Raw genomic sequence first — 26,352 nt, forward strand, 5'->3', positions numbered from 1 at the left:
CCGCCGCCGCCGCCGCCGCTTAAACGCCGAAGGGCGCACCGGGAACATCCGGTGCGCCCTTCGTCCTGCGGGGACTAGCCGAGCAGGGAGAGCACTTCGCTGAACTTGGCCGAGGGCCGCATCACGGCGGAGACCTTGGCTTCGTCCGGACGGTAGTAGCCGCCGATGTCGACCGGGGAGCCCTGCACCGACAGCAGCTCGCCGACGATCGTCTCCTCGTTGGAACCCAGCGCGTCGGAGACTGCGGCGAAGGCCGCGGCCAGCTCGGCGTCGTCGCTCTGGCGTGCCAGCTCGTCGGCCCAGAACTTTGCGAGATAGTAGTGGCTGCCGCGGTTGTCCAGCTCGCCCGCCTTGCGCTTCGGGGACTTGTCCTCGAGCAGGAACGTGCCGGTGGCGCGGTCCAGGGTGTCGGCCAGGACCTGCGCGCGGGCGTTGCCCGTGGAGGTGGCGAGGTGCTCGAAGCTCACGGCCAGGGCCAGGAACTCGCCCAGGCTGTCCCAACGCAGGTGGTTTTCCTTCAGCAGCTGCTGGACGTGCTTCGGGGCCGAGCCACCGGCGCCGGTCTCGAACAGGCCGCCGCCGTTGATCAGCGGGACGATCGAAAGCATCTTGGCGCTGGTGCCGAGTTCGAGGATGGGGAACAGGTCCGTGAGGTAGTCGCGGAGCACGTTGCCGGTGACCGAGATGGTGTCCTCGCCCTTGCGCAGGCGTGCCAGGGTGAAGGCCGTGGCCTCATCCGGGGACATGATTTCCAGCTGCAGGCCCTCGGTGTCGTGGTCCTTGAGGTATTCCTCGACCTTGGCGATCATCCGGGCGTCGTGCGCGCGGCTCTTGTCCAGCCAGAAGACGGCCGGGGTGGCGGAAGCGCGGGCGCGGGTGACGGCCAGCTTGACCCAATCGCGGATCGGCACGTCCTTGGTCTGGCAGGCGCGCCAGATGTCGCCCGGGGCGACCTGGTGCTCGATCAGGACGGTGCCGGCGTCGTCGACCACCTGGACGGTGCCGGCGGACTGGATCTCAAAGGTCTTGTCGTGGCTGCCGTATTCCTCGGCCGCCTGCGCCATCAGGCCGACGTTCGGGACGGTGCCCATGGTCCTCGGGTCGAAGGCGCCGTTGGCGCGGCAGTCGTCGATGACGACCTGGTAGATGCCAGCGTAGCTGCTGTCCGGGAGGACGGCGAGGGTGTCGGCTTCCTGGCCGTCGCGGCCCCACATGTGGCCGGAGCTGCGGATCATGGCCGGCATGGAGGCGTCGACGATGACGTCGGAGGGCACGTGCAGGTTGGTGATGCCCTTGTCCGAGTCGACCATGGCCAGCTCGGGGCCGTCGTTGAGGCCCTTCTGGATGGCTGCCTCGACGTCGCCGCGGATTTCCTCGGGCAGGTCTTCAAGGCCGTTGAGGATGGAGGCCAGGCCGTTGTTGGGGCTCAAGCCCGCTGCGGCGATCTGCTCGCCGTAGGTGGCGAAGAGCTCGGAGAAGTAGGCCTTGACGACGTGGCCGAAGATGATCGGGTCGGAGACCTTCATCATGGTGGCCTTCAGGTGCGCGGAGAAGAGCACACCCTCTTCCTTGGCGCGGGCGACCTGGGCGGCGAGGAAGGAATCCAGGGCGGCGGCGCGCATCACGGTGCCGTCGATGACCTCGCCGGCGAGCACGGGGAAGGCGCGCTTGAGGACCTTGACCGTGCCGTCTTCCTTGACCAGCTGGATCTTGAGGTTCGTGTCGGCCTCGATCACCACGGACTTCTCGTTGGAGCGGAAGTCGTCGGAATCCATGTGGGCCACGTTGGTCTTGGACTCCGGGGTCCAGGCGCCCATGCTGTGCGGGTTCTGGCGGGCGTAGTTCTTGACCGAGAGCGGCGCGCGGCGGTCGGAGTTGCCCTCGCGGAGCACCGGGTTTACGGCGGAGCCCTTGATCTTGTCGTAGCGGGAGCGGATGTCCGTCTCCTCATCCGAGGCGGGGTTGTCCGGGTAGTCCGGCAGCGCGTAGCCCTGGCCCTGCAGTTCGGCAATGGCGGCCTTCAGCTGCGGCACGGAGGCACTGATGTTGGGCAGCTTAATGATGTTCGCCTCGGGCGTCTTGGCGAGCTCGCCTAGTTCCGCCAGGGCATCGCTGACGCGCTGTTCTTCGGTGAGGTAGTCGCCGAAGACGGCGATGATGCGGCCGGCTAGCGAAATGTCGCGGGTCTCCACTTCCACACCGGCCGTCGAAGCGAACGCCTCGATGATCGGCAAGAACGAATAGGTGGCCAGCATCGGCGCTTCGTCGGTGTGGGTATAGATAATCTTGGCCATTGCTCGGGCGTCTCCCTGAAAGTCTGCGGAAATCTTTTGTTATCTCAACGGCTCTAACTTACCCGAGGTGGCCGCATCGGCGCCTATCCGGGACGGGCGGCCGGGCCCGCGTGACAGAGGGAACCGCGGCAAGGTTGCGGAAATCTTGCGTGACAAATATTGACAAATCGCTTTACTCGCTCGTCACACTGCCGTAGCTTCTAACCCATCACCGCGGCCGGCCCCGGCTGACCGCCCCGTATTCCTCCCGGTTAGGACACCCATGAGAACACCCAAGACTCTGGCCACCAGCCTCCTTAGCCTCTCCGCCGCCGCACTCCTTGCGGTCTGCGCGGCCGGCACGGCGTCGGCCACACCGGCCCCCGCTGCACAGGACAGGGATACCCCGCTGGTGGCCAGCCAGTCCGTCGACGGCGCCCAGGCCGCTGAGTACTGGACGCCCGAGCGCATGAAGTCGGCGATCCCGGGCGATGTCTTGGCGAACAAGGCGCTGGCCCGCGGCAACAAGTCCTCCGCGGCCACCGTGGAGAAGGGCTCCAGCACGCAGATCTCCGGCAAGGCCGCGCGGGGCAAGACCACCCTGCACGCTGACGAGTCGCCGGTCGCCAACATCGGCAAGGTGTTCTTCACCATGGGCGGCAGCAACTACGTCTGCTCCGGCAACTCTGTGACGGCAAGCAACAAGAGCACCGTCTCGACCGCCGGCCACTGCGTCAATGAGGGCCCCGGGGCGTTTGCCACGAACTTCGTCTTCGTCCCGGCCTACCTCAACGGCGCCGCCCCGTACGGCAAATGGGCGGCCAAGGCTCTCTACACCACGCCGCAGTGGAGCTCGACCGGTGACATGCAGTACGACACGGGCTTCGCCGTCGTCTCCCCGCTGAACGGGCAGAACCTGTCCGACGTCGTCGGATCCTCCGGCGTCCAGTTCAACGCAGCACGGGGCCTGACCTACAAGTCCTACGGCTACCCGGCCGCGTCACCGTTCGACGGCCAGTCCCTGGTGAGCTGCACCGGCCCGGCCTCCAACGACCCGAACAACCCGCAGTTCAACGCCCAGGGCATCCCCTGCGACATGACCGGCGGGTCCTCCGGCGGGCCCTGGTTCATTGGCACCAGCTCCTCCGGCTACCAGAACTCCATCAACAGCTACGGCTACGGCACCCGCTCCACCGTGATGTACGGCCCGTACTGGGGTTCGGTCATCCAGCAGGCCTACACGACCGCCGCAGCTTCCTAAACCTAGTCCCGAGAAACCCGCACCCAGAAAGGAAAAAGCAACGCGGGGTCACTGGCCGCCCATCCCCCTCGACAGGGCGGCGCAGTGACCCCGCGTTGCTGTGGGCGCGGGGCGTGTGAGCTGCTGGTTGCTGGGCCCTTGTTGCTGGTTCCTGATCCCTGGTCGGGAGGATGGACATGCCCATCGCTGGGGCCCGGTTGCTGGGCTTGGTTGCTGGTTCCTGATCCCTGGTCGGGAGGATGGACATGCCCATCGCTGGGGCCCGGTTGCTGGGCTTGGTTGCTGGTTCCTGATTCCTGGTTCGGAGGATGGACATGCCCATCGCTGGGGCCCTGCACCGGACATGCCCCTCGTCCGGGCCAGCCGAGGGGCATAAGCTGCATATGCCCATTCCCGGCCTCGAAGAATGGGCATGCCCGTCGGCTTTGAAGCGCCGGAGCATTTCCTGGTCTAGGCTGCGGGCTGGCCCATTTGTCCACTCGCCGGACATGCACATTGCTCGCGGCGGCCATTGGACATAATCCACATATGTCCACTCCCGGGCACGAAGAACGGGCATGTCCGTCCGTCTTGAAGCGCACGCCCACTCCCGGGCACGAAGAACGGGCATGTCCGTCAGCGCTGAAAGGCATGCCCAGCCCTCGTCTCGAAGAATGGGCATGTCCGTTGGAGCCGCCGCCCCGGCCTACTCGGCACCCTAAGTGACCAAGAATCGGCACCCGAGGTCACCGCAGGTCGGGACAAAAAAGGACATGCCCGTCCGGACAGGAAGGGCATGTCCATTCTTGGTGACTGCCGCGGAGCGCGTCCCTTGGTGGACCTAGTGGAAGAAGTGCCGTGCCCCGGTGAAGTACATCGTGATCCCGGCGGCGTTGGCGGCGGCGATGACCTCCTCGTCGCGGACGGATCCACCAGGCTGCACGACGGCGCGGACCCCAGCGTCGATCAGGATCTGCAGGCCGTCGGCGAACGGGAAGAACGCGTCCGAGGCCGCCACGGCGCCGCGGGCACGTTCCGGCGCCCCGGTTGAATCAGCGTTGGACGCCCCGCCGGCACCGTCGACGTCGGACTCCACGGTGACGCCCAGGGTGTTGGCGCGCTCGACGGCGAGCCGGCAGGAGTCGAGCCGGTTGACCTGGCCCATGCCGATGCCCACGGCGGCCCCATCCGCGGCCAGCAGGATCGCGTTGGACTTGGCTGCGCGGCACGCGGTCCAGGCGAAGGCGAGGTCCGCCAGGGTGGCCTCGTCGGCGGCCTCGCCCGCAGCGAGCGTCCAGTTGGCCGGGTTGTCGCCCTCGGCGTCCACCTTGTCCGTGGCCTGGACCAGCATGCCGCCCGAGACCTGGCGGAATTCGGTCGGGTAGCGGCCGTAGCCTTCGGGCAGCGTCAGCAGGCGGATGTTCTTCTTCTTGGACAGGATTTCCACGGCCTCGTCCTCGAAGCCGGGGGCGATGACCACCTCGGTGAAGATGCCGGCGACGGTCCGGGCCATGCCGGCGGTGACGGGGCGGTTGGCCGCGATCACGCCGCCGAACGCGGAGACCGGGTCGCAGGCGTGGGCCTTGGCGTGGGCGTCGGCGATCGGGTCCGCCGCGTCGGCGGAGCCCACGGCCACGCCGCAGGGGTTGGCGTGCTTGATGATCGCAACGGCGGGCTCGGCGAAGTCGAACGCGGCGCGCAGGGCGGCGTCGGCGTCGACGAAGTTGTTGTAGCTCATCGCCTTGCCGTGCAGCTGGTCGGCCTGGGCGATGCCGGCCGGGGCGGCCTTGTCCACGTAGAGGGCAGCCTGCTGGTGCGGGTTTTCGCCGTAGCGCAGCACCTCGGAGCGCTCCAGGGCCAGGCCGGCGTAGGCGGGCCAATCGATCACGCCGTCGCCGTCCTCGTCGAGGAACTGGCTGGCGGTCCAGGTGGCCACGGCGGTGTCGTAGGACGCGGTGTGCGCGAACGCCTTGGCGGCGAGCCGGCGCCGGGTCTTCAGGTCGAACCCCCCGGAGGAGGCCGCCTCCACCACGGAACCGTAGGAGGCCGGGTCCACCACAATCGCGACGGCGGCGTGGTTCTTCGCGGCGGAGCGAACCATCGCGGGGCCGCCGATGTCGATCTGCTCGACGACGTCGTCCTGCGCGGCGCCGGACTTCACCGTCTCCACGAACGGGTAGAGATTCACGACCACGAGGTCGAAGGGCTCGATGTCCATGTCCTCGAGGGTCTTCATGTGGTCCGGGACCCGGCGGTCGGCGAGGATGCCGCCGTGCACACGCGGGTGCAGGGTCTTGACGCGGCCGTCCAGCATTTCCGGGGAGCCGGTGACTTCCTCGACTTCCTGCACCGGGATCCCGGCGGCGGCGATCTTCTTGGCGGTGGAGCCCGTGGAGACGATCTTGACGCCGGCTTCGTGCAGGCCCTTCGCGAGTTCCTCCAGACCGGTCTTGTCGTAGACCGAAATGAGGGCCCGGCGGATGGGAACTCGGTCGATGGATACACGTTCAAGCTGCGTAAAGCTCACAAAAGTCTCCGTCTTATATCGCGGCGGGGCCGCGGGTGGTGGGGATGCGGCCAGTTTATCGCGTCCGGCCTCCCTGCCGTCCGCCGGGACGTCCGCGCGCCCAAGTGTGAAGCAGCACCGCGGGTGCGCCGCGGGACGTAGAGTTTTCCCAGGAGGCCAAGATGAATACGTACACCACTGTGCCCAGCGGCGAACAGGTGGTCCAGGAACTGCCGTGGCGGTGGAAGGTCCAGGGCCGGATCTTCCTGATCGGCGGCCTGGGCTTTATGTTCGATGCTTGGGACGTCACGCTCAACGGCATCCTCATTCCGTTGCTGTCCAAGCACTGGTCGCTGGGCCCGGGCGACGCCGCCTGGATCGGCACCGCGAACCTGATCGGCATGGCCCTGGGCGCCTTCGTCTGGGGCACCATCGCGGACACCATCGGCCGCAAGAAGGCCTTCACCGCCACCTTGCTGATCTTTTCGGTCTTTACGGTGCTCGGCGCCCTCTCCCCCGACTTCTCCTGGTTCGTGGCGTTCCGGTTCCTGGCCGGCTTCGGCCTGGGTGGGTGCATTCCGGTGGACTACGCGCTGGTAGGCGAGTTCACGCCCCGCAAGCAGCGCGGCAAGGTCCTCACCGCCATGGACGGCTGGTGGCCGATCGGCGCCGCGCTCTGCGGCTTCGTTTCGGCGGGGCTGGTGGCGGCCTTCGCGGACTGGCGGCTGACCATGCTGATCATGGTGCTGCCCGCGCTGCTGGTGTTCTGGGTCCGCCGCAGTGTTCCGGAGTCGCCGCTGTTCCTGATCCGCAAGGGCCGCCGCGAGGAAGCCGCCCGGGTGATTGACGACCTGGTAGCGGCCACCGGCGCCGAAGCCCGGGTCTACAGCCTGCCCGCACCCCAGGACGCACCCCGGCTCTCCGCCGGCAGCGCCTGGACCCAGCTCCGCGCGCTCTGGCAGTTCAACTGGAAGATCACGACGGCGGCCTGGGCCCTGTTCTTCTCGATCCTGCTGGTCTATTACCTGTCGCTGACTTGGATGCCGCGGATCCTGATCGGCGCCGGCTTCGAGGAGTACAAGGCCTTCCTCACCACGGCGTCGATGGCCGCCGTCGGCCTGCTGGGCGTGGTGGTCGCCGCGCTGCTGGTGGAACGCACCGGCCGCAAGTGGATCCTTGCCATTACCGGCCCGCTGTCCGCCCTGACGCTGGTGATTGTGGCCGTCGTGGTGGACATTCCGACGGCGGCCGTGTTCTGGCTGCTGGTTTTCGGCTTTGTGGTCCAGGTGGCCATCCCGGTGCTCTACGCCTACGTCTCGGAGCTGTACCCGACCGAGTTGCGCGGCTCCGGCTTCGGTTGGGCGTCGACGTTTTCCCGCCTGGGCGCCGGGTTCGGGCCGCTGATCTTCGCCGCCTTCCTGTGGCCCGAACGGGGGCTGGCGACGTCGTTCGCGCTGGCAGGGGCCCTGGTGCTGGTCTCGGTGCTGTGGATGGCCTTCTTCGCCCCGGAAACCAAGCAGCGCCGCCTGGCGTAGCTTCCCCTCTCTGACGCTCCGCCGCCGGCCCAGGTCGCCGGAATGCCCTAGCACTTTTGGTTGCTCTGAGGGCTCAGAAGCAGCCAAAAGTGATAGGGCATTCCGGCGATCCGGCCTACTGTCCTGCGCGTTAGTTGGCCGGCGCAGCGGGCGCAGCGGGCGCCGCGGCGGCGAGGGACTTGAGGGTCGAAACCAGCAGCCGCCGCTCCACCGTTTTGATCCGCTCGTGCAGCGTTTCCTCGGTGTCGCCGTCGGCCACGGTCACCGCCTCCTGGGCGATGATCGGCCCGGTGTCCACGCCCGCGTCGGCCCAGTGCACGGTGCACCCCGTGACTTTCACGCCGTAGGCCAGGGCGTCGCGGACGCCGTGCGCACCGGGGAAAGCGGGCAGCAGGGCCGGATGGGTGTTCAGGTACTTGCCGCCGAATGCGTCGATGAAGTCCGCGCTGACAATGCGCATAAAGCCGGAGGACACAACGACGTCGGGCCGGTACGCGGCCACGGCTTCGGTGAGCGCGGCGTTCCAGGCCGCCCGGTCCGGGTAGGCCTGGAAGTCCACCACGAACGTCGGAATGCCGGCCGCCGCGGAGCGCTCCACCCCGTAGGTTCCGGCGCGGTCGGCCCCCACGGCGGCGAGCTCCACGTCCAGCTCGCCGGCCTGGACGGCATCGATGACCGCCTGGAGGTTGGAGCCGGTGCCGGAGACGAGGACAACAATGCGCATTGCCTTAGCTTATGGGGCCGCTCGCGTACGCTGGAAACCATGAATTCACCGCACGTCCCCGGCGAGAGCCCGCGGGGCCAGAATCCGCGGAGCGAGGCGGCCAAAGCGTCGCTGCTCAGGACGCACAACCTGTTCCGCATGTTCATCGTGACGGTGCTCGGATCGTTCTTCGTGTTCCAGCTGGACGTCAACTACCTGTGGCTCGCCGGGATCCTCACCGTTGCTTCCCTCGTGCTCGGCGTCCTGTTGCTGGTCCGAGCGACGAAGCTCCGGGAATCGCGCCTGGTGCTGTTCGGGACCATCTCCGGCTTGGTGGTCGCCTTGGTGATGGCCCTGATGGTCACGGTTTCCGCGGTCTTCTTCAACCAGATCCGGGATTACCAGCAATGTGCCCGGCACGCCCTGACCCAGCAGGCGGCCTCCGCCTGCCGGACGGAGCTGGAGAAGTCGATGCCCACCCAGCTGCGTTGACGCCGCCGGAACCGCGGGCCGGAACCGGATCAGTCGGCTTCGGCGGCCAGCTCGAGGTCGGCTTCATGCAGCCGTTGCCGGCGCTCCAGCCACGGCCCCGCCGCGTAGCCGATCACGACGCCGACGCCGGTTTCCAACGCGACGAACAGCGCTGTCATCGTCGGGTCCGGGCCGATGTCCGTGAGCCGGCCAATGCCGGCTGAACCCCGGGCCAGCCAGGCCAGCGCCGCCGCGAGCAGCCCCGCCACGGCGCCGGTCATGGCCGCCAGGACAAGGGTGGAAACGGTGGCCGTGAACCAGCGCGCCTTGACCTTAATGGAGAGCCATTCATCGAAGTGGTTTTCGCCTTCGCGCAGGAACCACCAGCCCGCCAGCACGCCGGCCAGGGCCGGAACCACCAGGGCCACGAACCCGTACTCTAGTGCCCCGGAGGGCAGCGCAGCGAACACCGGAATGGAGGGGAGCGGCCCGACGGCGGTGGCCAGCGGCCCCGCGTGGGAGCCGACGCCGAGCGCGAACCCCGAGCCCGAGGTCCAGGCGAGCGCGAACACGGCCAGGTTGGGCAGGTAGCCGAGCTGCGCGATGGTGAGGGCGGCACCGCCCACCGGGCCGGCGTCGAGCGCCTCGTAGACGGCGATGACGAGGTTCCAGTGGATAAGCAGGTCCACGGCGAGCAGCGCGGTGGCCATCGCCAGGCTGGCCATGACGGCCACGAAGCCGGCCTTAAGCACGGAGCCGAGGTAGGAGCCGGCCCAGCGCGAGTGCTGGCTGGTGCGGGAGAGCCACGCGACGGCGTCGACGCCGATCAGCCGGCTCCAGGAGCCGGCTTCGCGCCGGGCCCCGATCACCATGCCGAGGGCGAATGGGACCAGCGGCACAATCGAGGCGTACCAGAGGCTGACGCCCACCTCGGCGGTGCGGCAGACGAAGCCGGTGGCGAACCCGAAGGCGCCGTAAATCAGCCAGGAACCGAGCAGCGCCTGCCAGAGCTGGTCGGTGTATGAGGCCCGGGCCAGCCTCCGGCCGGCGCGCCAGGCGAGCAGGAACGGGATCAGTGTGAGGCCCAGCGGGATCAGCCAAAGGACACCGGATTCGGGTTGGGCCGCGGCGCCGTCGCCGACGGGGTCCAGCAGCAGGGGCACCCCGTGGATCACCAGCCAGGCCTGGCCCGCCAGCCGGGCGAGGAATTCAAAGCCGCTGTCCCGGAACCCGAACGTGGCCCAGACCGCGACGATGGGTGCAACCACGGCGAGCGCGGAGATCACGGCCGCCTGCGCGGACTCGAGCGCCCCCTGCAGCCACAAAGGCATCGGAAGGCCACGGTCCCCGGTCTGATCAGCGCGCAGTTTCATCGTGGTCCATCGTCCCACGGGCGGGGCCGCGACCGGCGTTCCGACAGGCTTTGACGCGCGTATTTTCGCGCCGGCGAGCAGGACCGCGACGGCGCTTTTTCCGCTACCCCGCCGTAAAATTTAAAGTGTCCGCAATCACTGGTTGGAGGCAGAAAATGACTACCGCATCTCCACATGCGCACGGCGTACATTTCGGACGGACAGATGTCCAAAACGTCGGCATGGGTGTGGGTATTGTCCTAATTGTCGTGGGCGTCCTGGGGTTCATCCCGGGCATCACCACGCAGTACAGCGAACTGAGGTTCTTCGGACCCGATTCCAGGGCCATGTTCCTCAGCCTGTTCCAAGTGTCCATGCTGCTGAACATCGTCCAGCTGGCCATCGGCGCCACCGGCCTGACCATGTCCCGCAACGGCATGGGAGCTAGGAACTTCCTTATGGGCTTCGGCCTGCTGTACATCATCTTCAGCGTGTACGGGCTGATCGTCGGCGTAGGGTCGGCGGCCAATTTCCTTTCGTTCAACACCATGGACAACTGGACCCACATGGTGCTGGGCGTGGCAATGATTGGCGCCGGCTGGCTGCTCTCGAGGCATCTGGCCGATGACGCACAAACCCGGTAAGCGAACACCGGGAAAAGGGAGCCGCGAATGAGGACCGTTTCATAGCAATCCAATAATTCGTACTACCTGCTGGTGCGGACGCCGCGAGATTTCTCAGGCGTCCGCACCAGCTTTCTCTTTTTTGCCAGCGTCCGCCGGAAGTGCTTTGCGCCAAATGCTGGACTTATTCGACGGCGGCACCCCAGACTGGCCTGACGCACCGACCTGAAAGGTTTTCCATGCCGGATTTCTCAGCCTTTATCCCGCTCCTCGCGATCCTTGCCGGGGCGCTGCTCGCCGTCGCGGTTGTCTGGGTGGCGATCAAGCTGATGTGGAAGGTGGCTGAACCAAACGAGGCCCTGATCATTTCCGGCCTCACCCGCGGGACGCTGGAGACCAGGGACGGCATGGACTTCAAGATCGTCACCGGCAAGGGCGCGCTCGTGTTTCCCGGCCTCCAAACCGTGCGGACCCTGTCCCTGACCCTGAACGAGACCGAGCTGAAGGTCTCCTGCGTGACGTCGCAGGGCATCCAGGTGATCGTGGAGGGCGTGGTGATCTACAAGATCGGGGACGCGCCGCCCTTCATCGCCAATGCCGCACGCCGGTTCCTCGGCCAGCAGCCGAAGATGCAGAGCCAGGTCTACAACGTCTTCGAGGGGCACCTGCGATCCATCATCGGCAGCATGACCGTGGAGGAAATCATCCGCGAGCGCGACAAGCTCGGCTCGCAGGTGCGCAGCGCGAGCGGGGTGGAGATGGAGAAGCTGGGCCTGGTGGTCGACTCGCTCCAGATCAAGGACCTCCAGGACCCCACCGGCTACATCCAGAACATCGCCAAGCCGCACATCGCGCAGGTGAAGATGGAGGCCCGGATCGCCGAAGCCACGCGCAACCGGGAGGCGGCCGAACGGGAGGCGGAGGCGGCCGCGCAAATCGCCGACGCCCAGAGCCTGTCCGCGATCAAGCAGTCGGAGGCACAGGCCAACGCGGAGCGGGCCCGTGCCAACGCCGCCCAGGCCGGCCCGCTGGCGGAGGCGACCGCGCGCCAGCAGGTGGTGGTGCAGGAAACCGAGGTCGCCAAGCTCGAAGCGGACCGCGAGGAACAAAAGCTCCAGACCACCATCCGCAAACCCGCGGACGCCAAGGCCTACGCCAAGCGCACCGAGGCCGAGGGCCAGAAATCCGCTGACATCAGCGCGGCGGAGGCCCTGGCCCGCCGCACCGAACTGGAGGCACAGGTCAACGCCCGGCGCACCGAGCTCCAGGCGCAGGCCAACGCCACGGCAGCCGCGGCCGCCGCCGGGGCCACCCGCGTCACCGGCGAAGCGGAAGCCGCCGCCACCAAGGCGCGCGGCGACGCGACGGCGTCGTCGATCAAGGCCAAGGCGCTGGCCGAAGCCGAAGGCATCAAGGCCCGCGGCGAAGCCCTCGGCACCAACCAGGACGCGGTCATCTCGCAGCAGCTGGCCGAGAACATGCCCGCCATCATCGCAGCCGCCGCCGAGCCGTTTGCCCACGTCGGCCAGCTCACCGTCCTCAACGGCGGGGAAGGCATCAACCGGATGATCGGCGGCATCCTGGCCCAGGTCGGCGATTACCTGCCGGCGCTGCGGACGGCCCTCAAGGACGGCCGGCAGGCAGCCAAACAGCCGCCGAAAGCCCCGGATGCCTAGGAACGTCGACCGCAGCCTGACCGGCAGGATCGGCCGGGTCACGGGACGGGTGGGCCCCGGCACCATCGGGGAGGTGATGCTGCCGTTCCGCGGCGGCACGAGCGCGTTCCACGCCCACCCCTTCGACAAAACGAGCATCTTCGCCGTCGGGGACGAGGTGCTGGTGATTTACTACGAGCCGCCCCAAACGGTCTACGTGGACGAGCTCCCGGACGTGCTCCGGCACGAACCAACCGAACCGCGCCGCTGAGGCGACCGCCGCCTGTTAACCCACTCTTCCCCCACAGGCCACACCCGTGACCCCGCGCCGTCAGCCGCCGCGGCCACGGTGGAGGCGTGAGGATCGCACTAGTCGCCGAATCATTCCTGCCCCAGATGAACGGGGTCACGCACTCCATCCTGAGGGTCCTGGAGCATCTGCAGGACCGCGGCGACGAGGTGCTGGTGATCGCGCCGTCCACGCAGGACACCGCTGTCCCGGGCGAGGTTTACGGCGCGCACGTCCACCGGCTCCCCTCGGTGCCGCTGGCCGGCTACACGAACGTACGGGTGGCGTTGGGCGGTGTGGCCCGGGTCAAGCGAATCCTTGCCGACTACGCCCCCGACGTCGTCCACCTCGCCTCGCCATTCGTGCTCGGCTGGCGGGCAGCCCAGGCCGCACACCAGCTCGGCATCCCCAGCGTGGCCATCTACCAGACCGAGGTCCCCGGCTACGCCGCGCGCTACGGTGTCCCGTTCCTGGAGAACTGGGCCTGGAACCGGGTGGACCAGATCCACCTGCTGGCCACCCGGACCCTGGTCCCCTCCACGTTCGCGCTGAACCAGTTCCTAGGCCGCGGCATCCCCCGGGTTCACATGTGGCGGCGCGGGGTGGACACCACCCGCTTCAGCCCGGAAAAGCGCGACGACGCGTGGCGGGCCGCCGTCGCCCCCGGCGGGGAGCGCATCATCGGCTACGTCGGCCGGCTCGCGGTGGAGAAGCAGGTTCAGGACCTGGCGGTGCTCGCGGACGTGCCCGGCACCAGGGTGGTGATCGTCGGCGACGGCCCGCAGCGCGAGGCCCTGGCGGCCGCCCTGCCGGAGGCCGTGTTCACCGGCTTCCTCGGCGGCGAGGAGCTGGCCCGCGCCGTCGCGTCCTTTGACCTCTTTGTCCACCCCGGCGAGTTCGAGACCTTTTGCCAGACCATCCAGGAGGCCATGGCGTCCGGGGTTCCGGTGGTGGCCACGGGCCGCGGCGGGCCGCTGGACCTCGTGGAGAATTCGCGCACCGGCTGGCTCTACCCGCCCGGGGACCTCGCCGCACTCCGGGCCCGGGTGACGGACCTGACCGGCGACGACGCCAAACGCCGCGCCTTCGCCGCCGCCGCTCACGCGTCGGTCCAGGGCCGGACGTGGCACGCGCTGGGCGAGGAACTGGTGCGGCACTACGAGGCAGTCCTGGCCCGCCCTGCCGGGCCCAACCCAACCACCCCAAGCCCCACCCCCAGAGGAGCAACCCTGTGAAGATTTCCGTGATCGGCTGCGGCTACCTCGGCGCCGTCCACGCCGCCACCCTGGCCTCGATGGGGCACTCCGTGGTGGGGATCGACGTCGACGCCGCCAAGGTGGCCCAGCTGGACCGCGGCACCGCGCCCTTCTACGAACCGGGCCTCGACGAGCTCCTGCGCGACGGCCGCTCCAACGGCCGGCTCGCGTTCTCCACCAACTTCGCCGACGCCGCCGGCGCGCAGCTGCACTTCCTCTGCGTCGGCACACCGCAGTCCAAGACCTCCGACGGCGCCGACCTCAGCTACCTGGTCTCCGCCACCGAGGCACTGTTGCCGTTCCTGGCGCCGGGCGCCGCCGTCGTGGGCAAGTCCACGGTCCCGGTGGGAACGGTGGACATGCTCCGCGGGGTGCTCGCCGGCAGGCCCGATGTGCTCCTCGGCTGGAACCCCGAGTTCCTGCGCCAGGGCACTGCGGTCAAGGATTCCCTGGTCCCGGACCGGCTGGTCTACGGCGTGCCCGGCGGAAAGGACGCTGCCAACGGCGCCGGCGCGTCCGTCACCGCGGCCCTGGACGCGGTGTACGCGCCGCTGCTCTGCGCCGGCATCCCCCGGCTCGTCTGCAACTTCGCGACGGCGGAACTGATCAAGTCGGCGTCGAACGCGTACCTGGCCACCAAATTGAGCTTCATCAACGCCATGGCGGAACTCTGCGAAGCCTCCGGCGCTGACGTGACGGAGCTCGGCGAAGCGATGGGCCTGGACCCGCGGATCGGCGGCCGCTACCTGCACGCCGGGCTCGGCTTCGGCGGCGGCTGCCTTCCCAAGGACATCCGTTCGCTCCGGGTTCAGGCCGCCGCGCTGGGCGTGGATTCGGTGGACGCCTGGATGGCCACGGTGGACGGCATCAACCAGGGCCAGCGCTCCCGCACCGTGGAGGCGGCCCGGGAACTCTGCGGCGGCCAGCTGGGCGGCCGGCGGGTGACCGTGCTGGGGGCCGCCTTCAAACCGGACACGGATGACATCCGCGACTCCCCCGCCCTGGACGTGGCCCGGCAGCTGGCCGAGGCCGGCGCGCACGTCACCGTCACGGACCCGGCCGCGATCAACAACGCCTGGCTGCGCTACCCGCAGCTGCGCTTCGAGGCCTCCACCGACCGGGCGCTCGAGGGCGCCGAACTGGTGCTGCTGCTCACCGAATGGGACGCCTACCGGGAGCTCTCGCCGGCCGCCGCCGGGGCCCTGGTCCGGCGGCGGACGGTGCTGGATGCCCGGAACGCCCTCGACGCCGCCGCCTGGGCGGCGGCGGGCTGGACCGTGCGCGGACTGGGCAGGCCAGAGGCCGCCGGGCGCGCCGCCGCGGCGCCGGGAAGACTCGCCGCCGCCGACTGAATCCCGCGCCGTGGCGCCCGGGCCGCGCTGCGCCCCCTATGATTTCTGAGGGGAGGATTCACCATGCAGCATCGTTGGTCTCAGATTCATCCGGTTGCGGCCGCGTGAGCACTTCAGCGCGCACCGAAGAGGACGCCAGGCTCCGCGAGGCCATGTCCCTGCTATCAGCCACGCTGGAGTCCACCGCGGACGGCATCCTCGTAGTCAGCGCCGAGGGCCGGATCTCCTCCGTGAACAACAAGTTCCTGTCCATGTGGGGCATCCCGCGCGAGCTCGTGGACGCCGGCGACGACGAGGCCGTGATCGGCTCCGTGCTGGGCCAGCTGGTGGATCCCGAGGCGTTCGTGGCGAAGGTCTCCGCCCTCTACGCGGATCCGGATGCCGAGAGCAACGACGTGCTGCACTTCCGCGACGGACGCACCTTTGAACGGTATTCGCGCCCGCAGAAGGTGGAGGACCGGGTGGTGGGCCGCGTCTGGAGCTTCCGCGACGTCACCCAGGCACGGCGGGACCGGGACCAGATCAACCGGGCCATGGCGGATCTCGCGGCGCAGGCCAACCAGCTCAAAACCCTTGCCTTCCAGGACCCGCTGACCGGCCTCTCCAACCGCCAGCTCTTCAACGACCGGCTGGCGCACGCGCTGGCCGGCCCGTGCGGGACCGCCGTCGACGTCCTGCTGCTGGACCTGGACGACTTCAAGGAGGTCAACGACGTCCACGGCCACCACGCCGGGGACCAGATGCTGATCGAGGTGGGCCGCCGGCTGCGCGCCTGCGTCCGGCCCAGCGACGTTGTAGCACGGCTGGGCGGCGACGAGTTCGTGGTCCTGCTGGTCGGCTCGCTCGACGCCGACGCCGCCGCGGAACGGATCGTGGAATCCCTCAAGGTCCCGGTCTGGCTCGACGGCACCATGCTGCGGCCCAGCCTGAGCCTGGGCCTGGCGTCCATCGGCGAGGACGCCGACGACGCCTCCGAGCTGCTCCGCCGCGCGGACATCGCCATGTACGCAGCCAAGGCAGCCGGCAAGAACCGCTACCTGCGGTTCCGCCCGGAAATGATGTCCGCCCTGCTCGAGCGCACCGACCTCGAAGCCGGACTGCGGGCCGCCGTCGACAGCGGCGAGATCGCGGTGCACTACCAGCCGATCGTCTCCACCCGGCTGGGCACCGTGGTCAAGGTCGAGGCCCTGGCCCGCTGGGAACGCGACGGCGCCCTGGTCCCGCCGCAGCAGTTCATCCCCACCGCCGAACGCAGCGGCCTGATCGTGGAAATCGGCACCGAGGTCCTGCACCGCGGCTGCACCGAGCTCGAGTCCTGGCTCGCCGAGGACCCCACCCGGTCGCTCGCGGTCAACGTCTCCGGCGTCCAGCTGCAGCAGGGCAACTTCCCGGAGCTGCTCTTCGCCACCGCAGCCTCCTGCGGCGTCGATCCGCACCAGCTGGTAGTGGAGGTCACCGAGAGTGTCTTCTTCGACGACGACTGCCTCGTCCAGCGCCAGCTGGTACAGCTCCGCAGCGCCGGCGTCCGGGTAGCGCTGGATGACTTCGGCACCGGCTACTCCTCGCTGGGCCGGCTCCAGGACCTGCCCGTGGACACGCTGAAGATCGACCAGTCCTTTGTGGCCATGATCCGCACGGGGGACGAGCGCCTGCCCATCCTCAATTCCATGATCGACATGGCCCACGGGCTGGGCCTGACGGTCACGGCCGAGGGCGTTGAGACCCCGGAGCAGGCCGGGTACCTGATGCGGCGCGGCTGCGATTCCCTGCAGGGATTCCTGTTTTCCAGGCCCCGGCCGGCGGCCACGCTGGCCAAGGCGCTCTCGGCGTCAGCGAACACCATCACCGCCCTGCGCGGCGACACCGCCGCCCAAACGCAGCCGGTGCTGTGATTTGGGTCTCATGGCCCTATGATGCTTGAAGTTTAATGACCACCGCCCTGTCGGTGGAACGGATCATCAACCGTCTGGGGGCTGGCATCGACGTGGAACAAGGACTGGCGGAGACCCTGCTGGCGCAGGGCCCTGACGGGTTGCTGCTGCTCAGCACCGACGGCACCATCGCCTTCCTCAACCCGGCCGCCGAACGCCTTTTCGGGTACTCCTCGGAGCAGCTGGTCGGCCACGTGCACACCCGCCTGCTGGTGGAGGATGACCGCGGCGGGTTCCTGCGGGTCCTGAGCCGCCTCGGCCGCGCCGGCACCTTCGGCACCAAACCCTTCCCCGCCGTCGGGCTGCACCGCAACGGCACCGAAATCCCGTTGGAACTGACCTGCTCGCTGGTCACCACCCGGACCGAAACTTCAATGGCCGTCGCCGTCCGCGAGACCACCCACCGCCAGGACGACGACGCCGGACGCCGCCACGCCGTCTCGCTCCTCGACGCAACGCTGGAGACGACGGCGGACGGCATTGTGGTGGTGTCCAACACCGGCCAGATCACCGGCGTCAACGAACAATACCTCCGGCTGTGGGGCATGCCGCGGGAGATCCTGGCCGAAGATGACGCCTACGCGCTGGTTAAATTCATCGCCAAGCAGCTGGTGGACCCGGACTCCTTCAAGGCCAAGGTCGCCGAGCTGTACGCCAATCACGAGCTGCACAGCCAGGACCTGCTGGAGTTCCAGGACGGCCGCACCGTGGAACTGTATTCGCGCCCGCAAAAGGTCGCGGACGAGGTGGTGGGCCGGATCTGGAACTTCCGCGACGTCACTACGCGCACCATGGCACAGGACCAGGCCCGCCGCGCCCTCGACGAGCTGGCCCAGCAGGCGGACCAGCTCAAGGCCCTGGCCTTCCAAGACCCGCTGACCGGGCTGGCCAACCGGATGCTCTACAACGAACGCGCCAGCGCCGCTCTGGAGTCTCCCGGCCCCGTGGCCGTGCTGCTGCTGGACCTGGACGACTTCAAGGAAGTCAACGACATCCTGGGCCACCACGCCGGGGACCAGATGCTGGTGGAGATTTCCCGGCGGCTGCAGAACTGCGTGGGACCGCACGGCACCGTGGCCCGCCTCGGCGGCGACGAATTTGTGGTCCTGCTGGTGGGCTGCAACGACTCCGACGCCGTGGCGCAGCGGATCGTGAGCACCCTGAACGCCCCCGTCTCGATTGAGGGGACCCTGATGCGGCCGGGCCTCAGCCTGGGCGTGGCGACCCGCGGAACGGAGAGCATGTCCTCCTCCGAGCTACTGCGGCAGGCGGACGTTGCCATGTACGCCGCCAAGGAGGCCGGTAAAAACTGCTACGTGCACTTCCAGCCGGAGATGCTGGCCTCGCTGCTGGAACGCACCCAGCTGACCGCGGGGCTGCGCCGCGCCGTCGAACTCGGCCAGATCACCGTCTTCTACCAGCCCGTGGTCTCCACCAACCGGCGCGAAGTGGTGCAGTTCGAGGCCCTGGCCCGCTGGGAACGCGACGGGGAAATCATGGCCCCGGACGCCTTCATCCAGACCGCCGAGCGCAGCGGCCTGATCCGGGACATCGGGGCCGAGGTGCTCCGGCAGAGCTGCGCCGAGCTGCAGTCCTGGCTCGCCGAGGATCCCGGACGGACCCTGGCCGTGAACGTCTCCGGCGTACAGCTCCAGCACAAGGACTTCGCCGAGCGGGTGCTCGACATTACCGCGTGGAGCCGGGTGGATCCGCACCAGCTGGTCATCGAGGTCACGGAGAGTGTGTTCTTCGACCCCGACTCCCACGTCATCCAGCAGCTGATCACGCTGCGCGCGGCCGGGATCCGGGTGGCGCTGGATGACTTCGGCACCGGCTACTCCTCGCTGGGGCGGCTGCAGGAGCTCCCCGTGGACGCGGTGAAGATCGACAAGTCGTTTGTGTCCATGCTTCATACCGGGGAGGAGCGGCTTCCGATCCTGACCTCGATGATCCATATGGCGCACAGCCTGGGCCTGCGGGTGACGGCGGAGGGAATCGAGACCCCCACCCAGGCCCGGTACCTGATGGAACACGAGTGCGACGCCCTGCAGGGCTACCTGTTCTCCCGGCCCGTGCCGGAAGCGCGCCGGGAGGCGGCCGTGGCCCAGTCCGCGGAGGCAATCGAGGCGCTGCAGGAATCCGCCGTCGCGCTGTAGCGAGGGCTGTAGTCTTGGGCTGAGTCCGGGCGCCCGGACGACACATTCGGACGCTTTCGCGATCAGCTTCGGGGCGGCATGAGACTGTGCAGCAGAGCACATATGATTTCAGCAGGCGCGGGCCGCAGCGAACCCCCAACGGTTCCCGGCGTTGCGCCACCATTCACAGATCCATCGCTTTGGGGGCAACACACATCATGGACGCAGCATTCGCACAAACGGTGCTGGAGCACAGCCCCGACGCCCTCGTCCTGCTGGCCCCGGACGGATCCATCTCCTTCCTGAACAACGCCGCCGAACAGCTCTTCGGCTACTCCCGGGCGCAACTGCTCGGCGCCGACTACAGCCTGCTCCTGGCCGAAGCCTCCCGCGAGGACTTCCACCAGCTCCTCACCGGCCTGACCGCCGGGGCCGCCGGCGATGCTGGCCGCGGCACCGCCGCCGCCAGGGCGCCCTTCGCCGGCGCGGGCCGCCGCGGCGACGCCTCCGAGTTCGCTCTGGAAATCACCTGCGCCGCGCTGCCGGCCGCGGCAGGCAACGCCGGGAGCGACGCCGCCGTCGCGCTCTCCGTCCGCCCCGCTGCCGCTGCCGCCCGCCCGGCCGCGGCCGGGCCCTCGGCCGCCGCCAATCACTCCGCAACCCCGCTCGACGCCGGCGCCACGGCGGGCGCCGCCCCGCGCCGTCGGACGTTCACCTCACTGGAGGCCGAACTGGTGCCCGGCACCACCGGCGTCCTCCCCCGCCTCACGCCTGCCGAGCACGACGACCAGTTGAAGGCCGCGGTGCTGCGGGACACGCTGACCGGGCTCCCCAACGGCACCCTGTTCAACGAACGCCTCGCCGCGGCACTGCGCCGGCCGGATCCGGTGGACGTGCTGCTGCTGAACGTGGACGACTTCAAGAGCTACAACGACATGCTGGGCCGCTCCGCCGCGGACGAGCTGCTGGTGGAGGTGGCCAGCCGGCTGCGCAACTGCGTCCGGCCGCACGACACCGTGGCCCGGCTCGGCGGCGACGAATTCGTGGTGCTGCTGACCGAGTGCCTCAACGCCGGCGCCGTCGCCAAGCGCATCTCCGAGTCGCTGTACGTCCCGGCGCGGATCGGCGGTTCCACGGTGCGTCCCGGGGTGAGCATGGGCCTGGCCTCCAAGACGCCGCAGACGCACGACGGCGCCGAACTGCTGCGGCAGGCGGACTCGGCCATGACGGCGGCCAAGGCCGCGGGGAAGAACACCTGGCTGCAGTTCCGGCCGGAGATGCTCAACACCCCCGCGCACAAGGCCCAGGGTGAGACCGGGCTGCGGCAGGCCGTGGAGCTGGGCCAGATCTCGGTGCACTACCAGCCCGTGGTGTCCCCCGGGCTGGGGGCGGTGGTGCAGTTCGAGGCGTTCGCGCGCTGGGAGCGGCACGGCAAGCTGGTCCCGCCCAACCAGTTCCTGCCCGTGGCTGAGCAGAGCGGGCTGATCCGGGAGATCGGCGACGAGGTGATGCGCCGCGCCTGCGCCGAGATCCGCCCGTGGCTCGCCGGCGACGCGGCGTACAGCGTGGCCGTGAACGTCTCCGGCCTGCAGTTCCAGCACCGCGACTTCGCCACCGACGTCCTGGGCATCGTCGCCTCCACCGGAGTGGACCCGCGCCAGCTGATGCTGGAGCTGACCGAGAGTGTGTTCTTCGACGCCGATTCGGACGTACTCCGCCAGCTCCGGCAGCTGCGCGAGGCCGGCGTGCGGATCGCGATGGACGACTTCGGCACTGGCTACTCGACGCTGGGCCGACTTAAGGAGCTGCCGCTGGACAAGGTGAAGATCGACCGGTCCTTTGTGGCAATGATCAAGACCGGCAAGGAACACCTGCCCTTCTTCCGCACCATGATCAACGCCGCGCAGAACCTGGGCCTGAAGGTCACCGCCGAGGGCATCGAGACGGCCGCGCAGGCCAAGTACCTGATGGATCTGGGCTGCGACTCTCTGCAGGGCTACCTGTTCGCCAAGCCCGCCCCGGCGAGCGACCTGGCCGGCACGATGGAAAGCGCCCTCACCGCGATCGACAAGGTCGAAGCCGCGGGGTAGCCGCTCCGGTTGCACCCCGCGCGACGCTCCCTCACATCCGGCACCTGCGGCCCCGACGCTCCCTCACCTCCCGCTGCTGTGGCCACGACGCTCCCGCACATCCGGCTGCTGTGCCCGCGACGCTCCCGCATCTCCGGCGCGGCCACGGGCTGACGCTCTCGCCCGGTTACTTCCCTCAGCAGGACGCCGACCGCCTGGGCCGCCGCGAGTTGGCGCGGCGTTCGCCTGCTGCCATGCCTAGTAACTGGGCTGGAACGTCGCGGTCCGTTGCCTGTTAGCTGCGGGGATCGAGCTTATCGACGTCCTGCGCCACCATGGCCGCGCTGCGCTCCCACAGCTCCCTGGCCAGCTCCGCGTCGTAGGCCTGCTTGTTGCCCTTCGCGATGGCCCGCTTGAAGTAGTACGCGCCGGAGGCCCACTCCTGCCCCGGGACGGCCGTAGCGAGCCATACCAGGGTTTCTGCGCCCTGCTCCGGGGACAGCATGAACCGGTTGAGGAAGCTGCGGTACATAAAGCGGAAGGGGCTGGTGGTGTCTGCGGCGAAGTTGGTGGCCACCACGCCGGGGTGGAACGCCGCCGTGGAGATGCCGGCCGCGTGGTACCTGTGGTGCAGCTCCGCCGTGAAGAGGATGTTCTCGAGCTTCGCGTTGCCGTAGGCCAGGTTGGCTGAGTACTTGTTCGCAACCTCCAGGTCGTCAATGTCCAGCCGGCCGTACAGCGAGTTGGCGGCGCTGGAGGTATTGATGACGGTGGCCCCACTGGCGGTAAGCACGTCCATCAGCTCGGTGGTGAGCAGGAACGGCGCCAGGTGGTTGATCTGGAAAGTCTTCTCGTGGCCGTCCACGGTGAGCTCGCGGGCGCCCATGATCCCGCCGGCGTTGTTCGCCAGCACGTCAATCCGGGGATACTTCTCCCTCAGCTGCGCCGCGAGCCGCCGGACCTGCGCCAGGTCCGCGAAGTCGGCGACGAAATAGTCCGCACCCAGCTCCGCCGCGATCCGTTCGGTCTTTTCCGCGGAACGCCCGACGACGACGACGTGCTCCCCTTGGGCGGCCAGCGCCCGCGCCGCTGACGCACCAATGCCGTCGCTGGCGCCGGTAATAACGATCGTCCGTGCAGTCATGGGGTCTCCAGTGGTCGTGGCTTCAAAGGGTCAAGCTACTCAAGGGTAACCAACGCCGGACGGCAGTCCGGTGTTCCGTGGCTGGTTCAGTTTTGGCCGTTAAATGGCTCAGGCCCCGACAGTGTGTGTCGGGGCCTGGCTGTAATGGTTGTCCGGCGGTGACCTACTCTCCCACACCCTCCCGGGTGCAGTACCATCGGCGCTGTGGGTCTTAGCTTCCGGGTTCGGAATGGGACCGGGCGTTTCCCCCACGCTATGACCGCCGTAACCCTTGCTCCGCACCCTGGGGCTGTGAAAGCCGGCCCGGGGTGGGAAATCTGTGGTTACAACTTGTGGTGTTGTATTCAGTTGTTTTGGTTCCTGTGCAACGTTTCGTCTGGCGACGGGTTTGTTGTTTGGGAACCACATAGTGGACGCAAGCAGTCTTGTTTCTTTGTACCCTTCCCGTGGTGCGAACCCCTTTTGATGTTGGTTCGCGGGAGGGGTGTGTGGTGTAAGTTATCGGCCTATTAGTACCGGTCAGCTTCACGAGTCGTTAGTCCTCGCTTCCACATCCGGCCTATCAACCCAGTGGTCTGGCTGGGGGCCTCTCACACGCAAGGTGTATGGAAATCTCATCTCGAAGCGAGCTTCCCGCTTAGATGCTTTCAGCGGTTATCCCATCCGAACGTAGCTAATCAGCGGTGCACTTGGCAGTACAACTGACACACCAGAGGTTCGTCCGTCCCGGTCCTCTCGTACTAAGGACAGCCCTTCTCAAATTTCCTGCGCGCGCAGCGGATAGGGACCGAACTGTCTCACGACGTTCTAAACCCAGCTCGCGTACCGCTTTAATGGGCGAACAGCCCAACCCTTGGGACCTACTCCAGCCCCAGGATGCGACGAGCCGACATCGAGGTGCCAAACCATGCCGTCGATATGGACTCTTGGGCAAGATCAGCCTGTTATCCCCGAGGTACCTTTTATCCGTTGAGCGACGGCCATTCCACAATGTACCGCCGGATCACTAGTCCCGACTTTCGTCCCTGCTCGAGATGTCTCTCTCACAGTCAAGCTCCCTTGTGCACTTACACTCGACACCTGATTGCCAACCAGGCTGAGGGAACCTTTGGGCGCCTCCGTTACTTTTTAGGAGGCAACCGCCCCAGTTAAACTACCCATCAGGCACTGTCCCTGACCCGGATTACGGGCCGAAGTTAGATGTCCAAAGTGACCAGAGTGGTATTTCAACGATGACTCCACCCGAACTGGCGTCCGGGCTTCAACGTCTCCCACCTATCCTACACAAGCCACTCCGAACACCAATACCAAACTATAGTAAAGGTCTCGGGGTCTTTCCGTCCTGCTGCGCGTAACGAGCATCTTTACTCGTACTGCAATTTCGCCGAGTTTATGGTTGAGACAGCGGGGAAGTCGTTACTCCATTCGTGCAGGTCGGAACTTACCCGACAAGGAATTTCGCTACCTTAGGATGGTTATAGTTACCACCGCCGTTTACTGGGGCTTAAATTCTCAGCTTCGCCTTGCGGCTAACCGGTCCTCTTAACCTTCCAGCACCGGGCAGGAGTCAGTCCGTATACATCGTCTTGCGACTTCGCACGGACCTGTGTTTTTAGTAAACAGTCGCTTCCCCCTGGTCTCTGCGGCCCCTGCACGCTCCGGACAGCAAGTGTCCATCACGATAGGGGCCCCCCTTCTCCCGAAGTTACGGGGGCATTTTGCCGAGTTCCTTAACCATAATTCTCTCGATCGCCTTAGTATTCTCTACCTGATCACCTGTGTCGGTTTGGGGTACGGGCGGCTAAAACCTCGCGTCGATGCTTTTCTAGGCAGCATAGGATCACCGAATCCCCCCATACGGGGGTCCCGTCGGGTCTCAGGCATCATGAACGGCGGATTTGCCTACCGTTCGCCCTACATCCTTAGACCGGGACAACCATCGCCCGGCTCGGCTACCTTCCTGCGTCACACCTGTTAATACGCTTGCCTCCCAGGTTTCGGTCCCGCGCTCCACCAAAACCCTTCACCCACAAGGGGTGTCGGGCAGGTCTCGGGCGGTTAGTATCCCCTGTTCAGCATGGGCGGTTTTTCGCCGGTACGGGAATATCAACCCGTTGTCCATCGACTACGCCTGTCGGCCTCGCCTTAGGTCCCGACTTACCCAGGGCAGATTAGCTTGACCCTGGAACCCTTGATCATTCGGCGGACGGGTTTCTCACCCGTCTTTCGCTACTCATGCCTGCATTCTCACTCGTGTAGGCTCCACCGCTGGTTTCCACCGCGACTTCACTGCCCACACGACGCTCCCCTACCCATCCAGACGCCTGAACCACAAGGGCTTAGCTACTATCTGAATGCCACAACTTCGGCGGTGTACTTGAGCCCCGCTACATTGTCGGCGCGGAATCACTTGACCAGTGAGCTATTACGCACTCTTTTAAGGATGGCTGCTTCTAAGCCAACCTCCTGGTTGTCTTCGCAACTCCACATCCTTTCCCACTTAGCACACGCTTAGGGGCCTTAGTTGGTGGTCTGGGCTGTTTCCCTCTCGACTATGAAGCTTATCCCCCACAGTCTCACTGCTGCGCTCTCACTTACCGGCATTCGGAGTTTGGCTGACGTCAGTAACCTTGTAGGGCCCATTAGCCATCCAGTAGCTCTACCTCCGGTAAGAAACACGCAACGCTGCACCTAAATGCATTTCGGGGAGAACCAGCTATCACGAAGTTTGATTGGCCTTTCACCCCTACCCACAGCTCATCCCCTCCATTTTCAACTGAAGTGGGTTCGGTCCTCCACGACGTCTTACCGTCGCTTCAACCTGGCCATGGGTAGATCACTTCGCTTCGGGTCTAGATCACGCCACTGCAACGCCCTGTTCAGACTCGCTTTCGCTACGGCTTCCCCACACGGGTTAACCTCGCGACGTAACACTAACTCGCAGGCTCATTCTTCAAAAGGCACGCCGTCACCCCAACACAGCAAGCTGCGGAGGCTCCGACGGATTGTAAGCACACGGTTTCAGGTACTGTTTCACTCCCCTCCCGGGGTACTTTTCACCTTTCCCTCACGGTACTGGTCCGCTATCGGTCATTAGGGAGTATTTAGGCTTATCAGGTGGTCCTGACAGATTCGCACGGGATTTCTCGGGCCCCGTGCTACTTGGGATACTTCCCAGGCGGCACACTACATTTCGGTTACGGGGCTCACACCCTCTCTGGCCGGCCTTTCAAGACCGTTCACCTATGTACATGCTCTCACCCCACTGTCCCGGCAGAGACAGAACGGAAAGTCCCACAACCCCGACCATGCAACGCCCGCCGGCTATCACACATGGAACGGTTTAGCCTGATCCGCGTTCGCTCGCCACTACTAACGGAATCACTATTGTTTTCTCTTCCTGCGGGTACTGAGATGTTTCACTTCCCCGCGTTCCCTCCACGCACCCTATGTGTTCAGATGCGGGTCACCAGATCACTCGCGCGTCTGGCGGGGTTTCCCCATTCGGACACCCTGGGATCACAGTCCGGTTATCGACTCCCCCAGGCTTATCGCAGATTCCTACGTCCTTCTTCGGCTCCTAATGCCAAGGCATCCACCGTGTGCTCTTAAAAACTTGACCACAAAAGATCAAGGAGTAATTTCGAGAGAACCACGAAACCAACCACACCCAACAACACCACCCCAAAAGAGTGACACCATCACGCGCAGCCAGATCCAGGTTCATATTCTTGGAAATTGCTTCTTATAAAAGATGCTCGCGTCCACTATGTAGTTCTCAAACAACAACCCCGTACCACACACCCCACACACCCGGA

The 26,352-nt window shown here is 66.8% G+C and carries 16 protein-coding genes and 2 rRNA genes; 11 read left to right on the forward strand and 7 right to left on the reverse strand.

Features of this window, described 5'->3' with window-relative positions:
• Positions 1–74: 74 nt before the first annotated feature.
• Entirely contained in the window at positions 75–2,294 is a 2,220-nt protein-coding gene (locus E7Y32_RS01350; protein ID WP_146335474.1) for an NADP-dependent isocitrate dehydrogenase, read from the reverse strand.
• A 262-nt stretch (positions 2,295–2,556) separates the two neighbouring features.
• Here E7Y32_RS01350 and E7Y32_RS01355 point away from each other — a divergent pair, with 262 nt between their 5' ends.
• Entirely contained in the window at positions 2,557–3,534 is a 978-nt protein-coding gene (locus tag E7Y32_RS01355; RefSeq protein WP_146335475.1) for a serine protease, read from the forward strand.
• Positions 3,535–4,354: 820 nt separating this feature from the next.
• Here E7Y32_RS01355 and purH read toward each other — a convergent pair.
• The gene (gene purH / locus E7Y32_RS01360) at positions 4,355–6,040 is read right to left on the reverse strand and encodes a bifunctional phosphoribosylaminoimidazolecarboxamide formyltransferase/IMP cyclohydrolase (protein ID WP_146335476.1); all 1,686 of its coding nucleotides are present in this window, start codon (positions 6,038–6,040) and stop codon (positions 4,355–4,357) included.
• Positions 6,041–6,201: 161 nt separating this feature from the next.
• Here purH and E7Y32_RS01365 point away from each other — a divergent pair, with 161 nt between their 5' ends.
• Positions 6,202–7,554: an MFS transporter gene (locus E7Y32_RS01365; protein WP_146335477.1), complete on the forward strand. Its 1,353-nt coding sequence runs from the start codon at positions 6,202–6,204 to the stop codon at positions 7,552–7,554.
• Positions 7,555–7,684: 130 nt separating this feature from the next.
• Here E7Y32_RS01365 and purN read toward each other — a convergent pair whose 3' ends face one another.
• Positions 7,685–8,278 (reverse strand): phosphoribosylglycinamide formyltransferase, encoded by a 594-nt coding sequence (gene purN / locus E7Y32_RS01370; RefSeq protein WP_146335478.1) that lies wholly within the window; start codon positions 8,276–8,278, stop codon positions 7,685–7,687.
• 39 nt (positions 8,279–8,317) lie between these two features.
• On the opposite strand from purN, the gene E7Y32_RS01375 reads away from it, so the two are divergent.
• A complete protein-coding gene (locus E7Y32_RS01375) occupies positions 8,318–8,749 on the forward strand; it encodes a hypothetical protein (RefSeq protein ID WP_146335479.1) in 432 nt (143 codons plus the stop codon).
• A 29-nt stretch (positions 8,750–8,778) separates the two neighbouring features.
• Here the strand turns inward: E7Y32_RS01375 and E7Y32_RS01380 are convergent, their stop codons facing one another.
• Entirely contained in the window at positions 8,779–10,101 is a 1,323-nt protein-coding gene (locus E7Y32_RS01380) for a DUF6350 family protein (protein ID WP_146335480.1), read from the reverse strand.
• A gap of 155 nt (positions 10,102–10,256) precedes the next feature.
• On the opposite strand from E7Y32_RS01380, the gene E7Y32_RS01385 reads away from it, so the two are divergent.
• From E7Y32_RS01385 to E7Y32_RS01420, 8 genes are all read left to right on the forward strand, one after another.
• The gene (locus tag E7Y32_RS01385) at positions 10,257–10,724 is read left to right on the forward strand and encodes a DUF4383 domain-containing protein (protein ID WP_146335481.1); all 468 of its coding nucleotides are present in this window, start codon (positions 10,257–10,259) and stop codon (positions 10,722–10,724) included.
• Positions 10,725–10,942: 218 nt separating this feature from the next.
• Complete coding sequence (locus tag E7Y32_RS01390) at positions 10,943–12,379, forward strand: flotillin family protein (protein WP_146335482.1); 1,437 nt, start codon at positions 10,943–10,945, stop codon at positions 12,377–12,379.
• Positions 12,372–12,629, forward strand: coding sequence for a hypothetical protein (locus E7Y32_RS01395; RefSeq protein ID WP_146335483.1), 258 nt, complete (start codon positions 12,372–12,374; stop codon positions 12,627–12,629). Before E7Y32_RS01390 ends, E7Y32_RS01395 begins: the two co-directional genes overlap by 8 nt.
• A gap of 86 nt (positions 12,630–12,715) precedes the next feature.
• A complete protein-coding gene (locus E7Y32_RS01400; RefSeq protein ID WP_146335484.1) occupies positions 12,716–13,882 on the forward strand; it encodes a glycosyltransferase family 1 protein in 1,167 nt (388 codons plus the stop codon).
• A complete protein-coding gene (locus tag E7Y32_RS01405) occupies positions 13,879–15,255 on the forward strand; it encodes a UDP-glucose/GDP-mannose dehydrogenase family protein (protein WP_146335485.1) in 1,377 nt (458 codons plus the stop codon). The genes E7Y32_RS01400 and E7Y32_RS01405 overlap by 4 nt, the downstream gene beginning before the upstream one ends.
• A 152-nt stretch (positions 15,256–15,407) precedes the next feature.
• On the forward strand, positions 15,408–17,147 hold the full coding sequence (locus tag E7Y32_RS01410; RefSeq protein WP_261382590.1) for a bifunctional diguanylate cyclase/phosphodiesterase: 1,740 nt from the start codon (positions 15,408–15,410) through the stop codon (positions 17,145–17,147).
• A gap of 35 nt (positions 17,148–17,182) precedes the next feature.
• Positions 17,183–19,342: a bifunctional diguanylate cyclase/phosphodiesterase gene (locus E7Y32_RS01415; RefSeq protein WP_186467019.1), complete on the forward strand. Its 2,160-nt coding sequence runs from the start codon at positions 17,183–17,185 to the stop codon at positions 19,340–19,342.
• Between the two features lie 197 nt (positions 19,343–19,539).
• On the forward strand, positions 19,540–21,411 hold the full coding sequence (locus E7Y32_RS01420; protein WP_146335487.1) for a bifunctional diguanylate cyclase/phosphodiesterase: 1,872 nt from the start codon (positions 19,540–19,542) through the stop codon (positions 21,409–21,411).
• Between the two features lie 274 nt (positions 21,412–21,685).
• Here the strand turns inward: E7Y32_RS01420 and E7Y32_RS01425 are convergent, their stop codons facing one another.
• The 3 genes from E7Y32_RS01425 to E7Y32_RS01435 all read right to left on the reverse strand — a co-directional run bounded on the left by E7Y32_RS01425 (position 21,686) and on the right by E7Y32_RS01435 (position 26,156).
• Positions 21,686–22,534: an SDR family NAD(P)-dependent oxidoreductase gene (locus E7Y32_RS01425; protein WP_146335488.1), complete on the reverse strand. Its 849-nt coding sequence runs from the start codon at positions 22,532–22,534 to the stop codon at positions 21,686–21,688.
• 150 nt (positions 22,535–22,684) lie between these two features.
• Positions 22,685–22,801, reverse strand: a 5S ribosomal RNA gene (gene rrf / locus E7Y32_RS01430).
• 221 nt (positions 22,802–23,022) lie between these two features.
• Positions 23,023–26,156: ribosomal RNA gene (locus E7Y32_RS01435) — 23S ribosomal RNA — on the reverse strand.
• Positions 26,157–26,352 lie beyond the last annotated feature (196 nt).

The organism is Arthrobacter sp. UKPF54-2 (assembly GCF_007858535.1).
Lineage (GTDB): Bacteria > Actinomycetota > Actinomycetes > Actinomycetales > Micrococcaceae > Arthrobacter.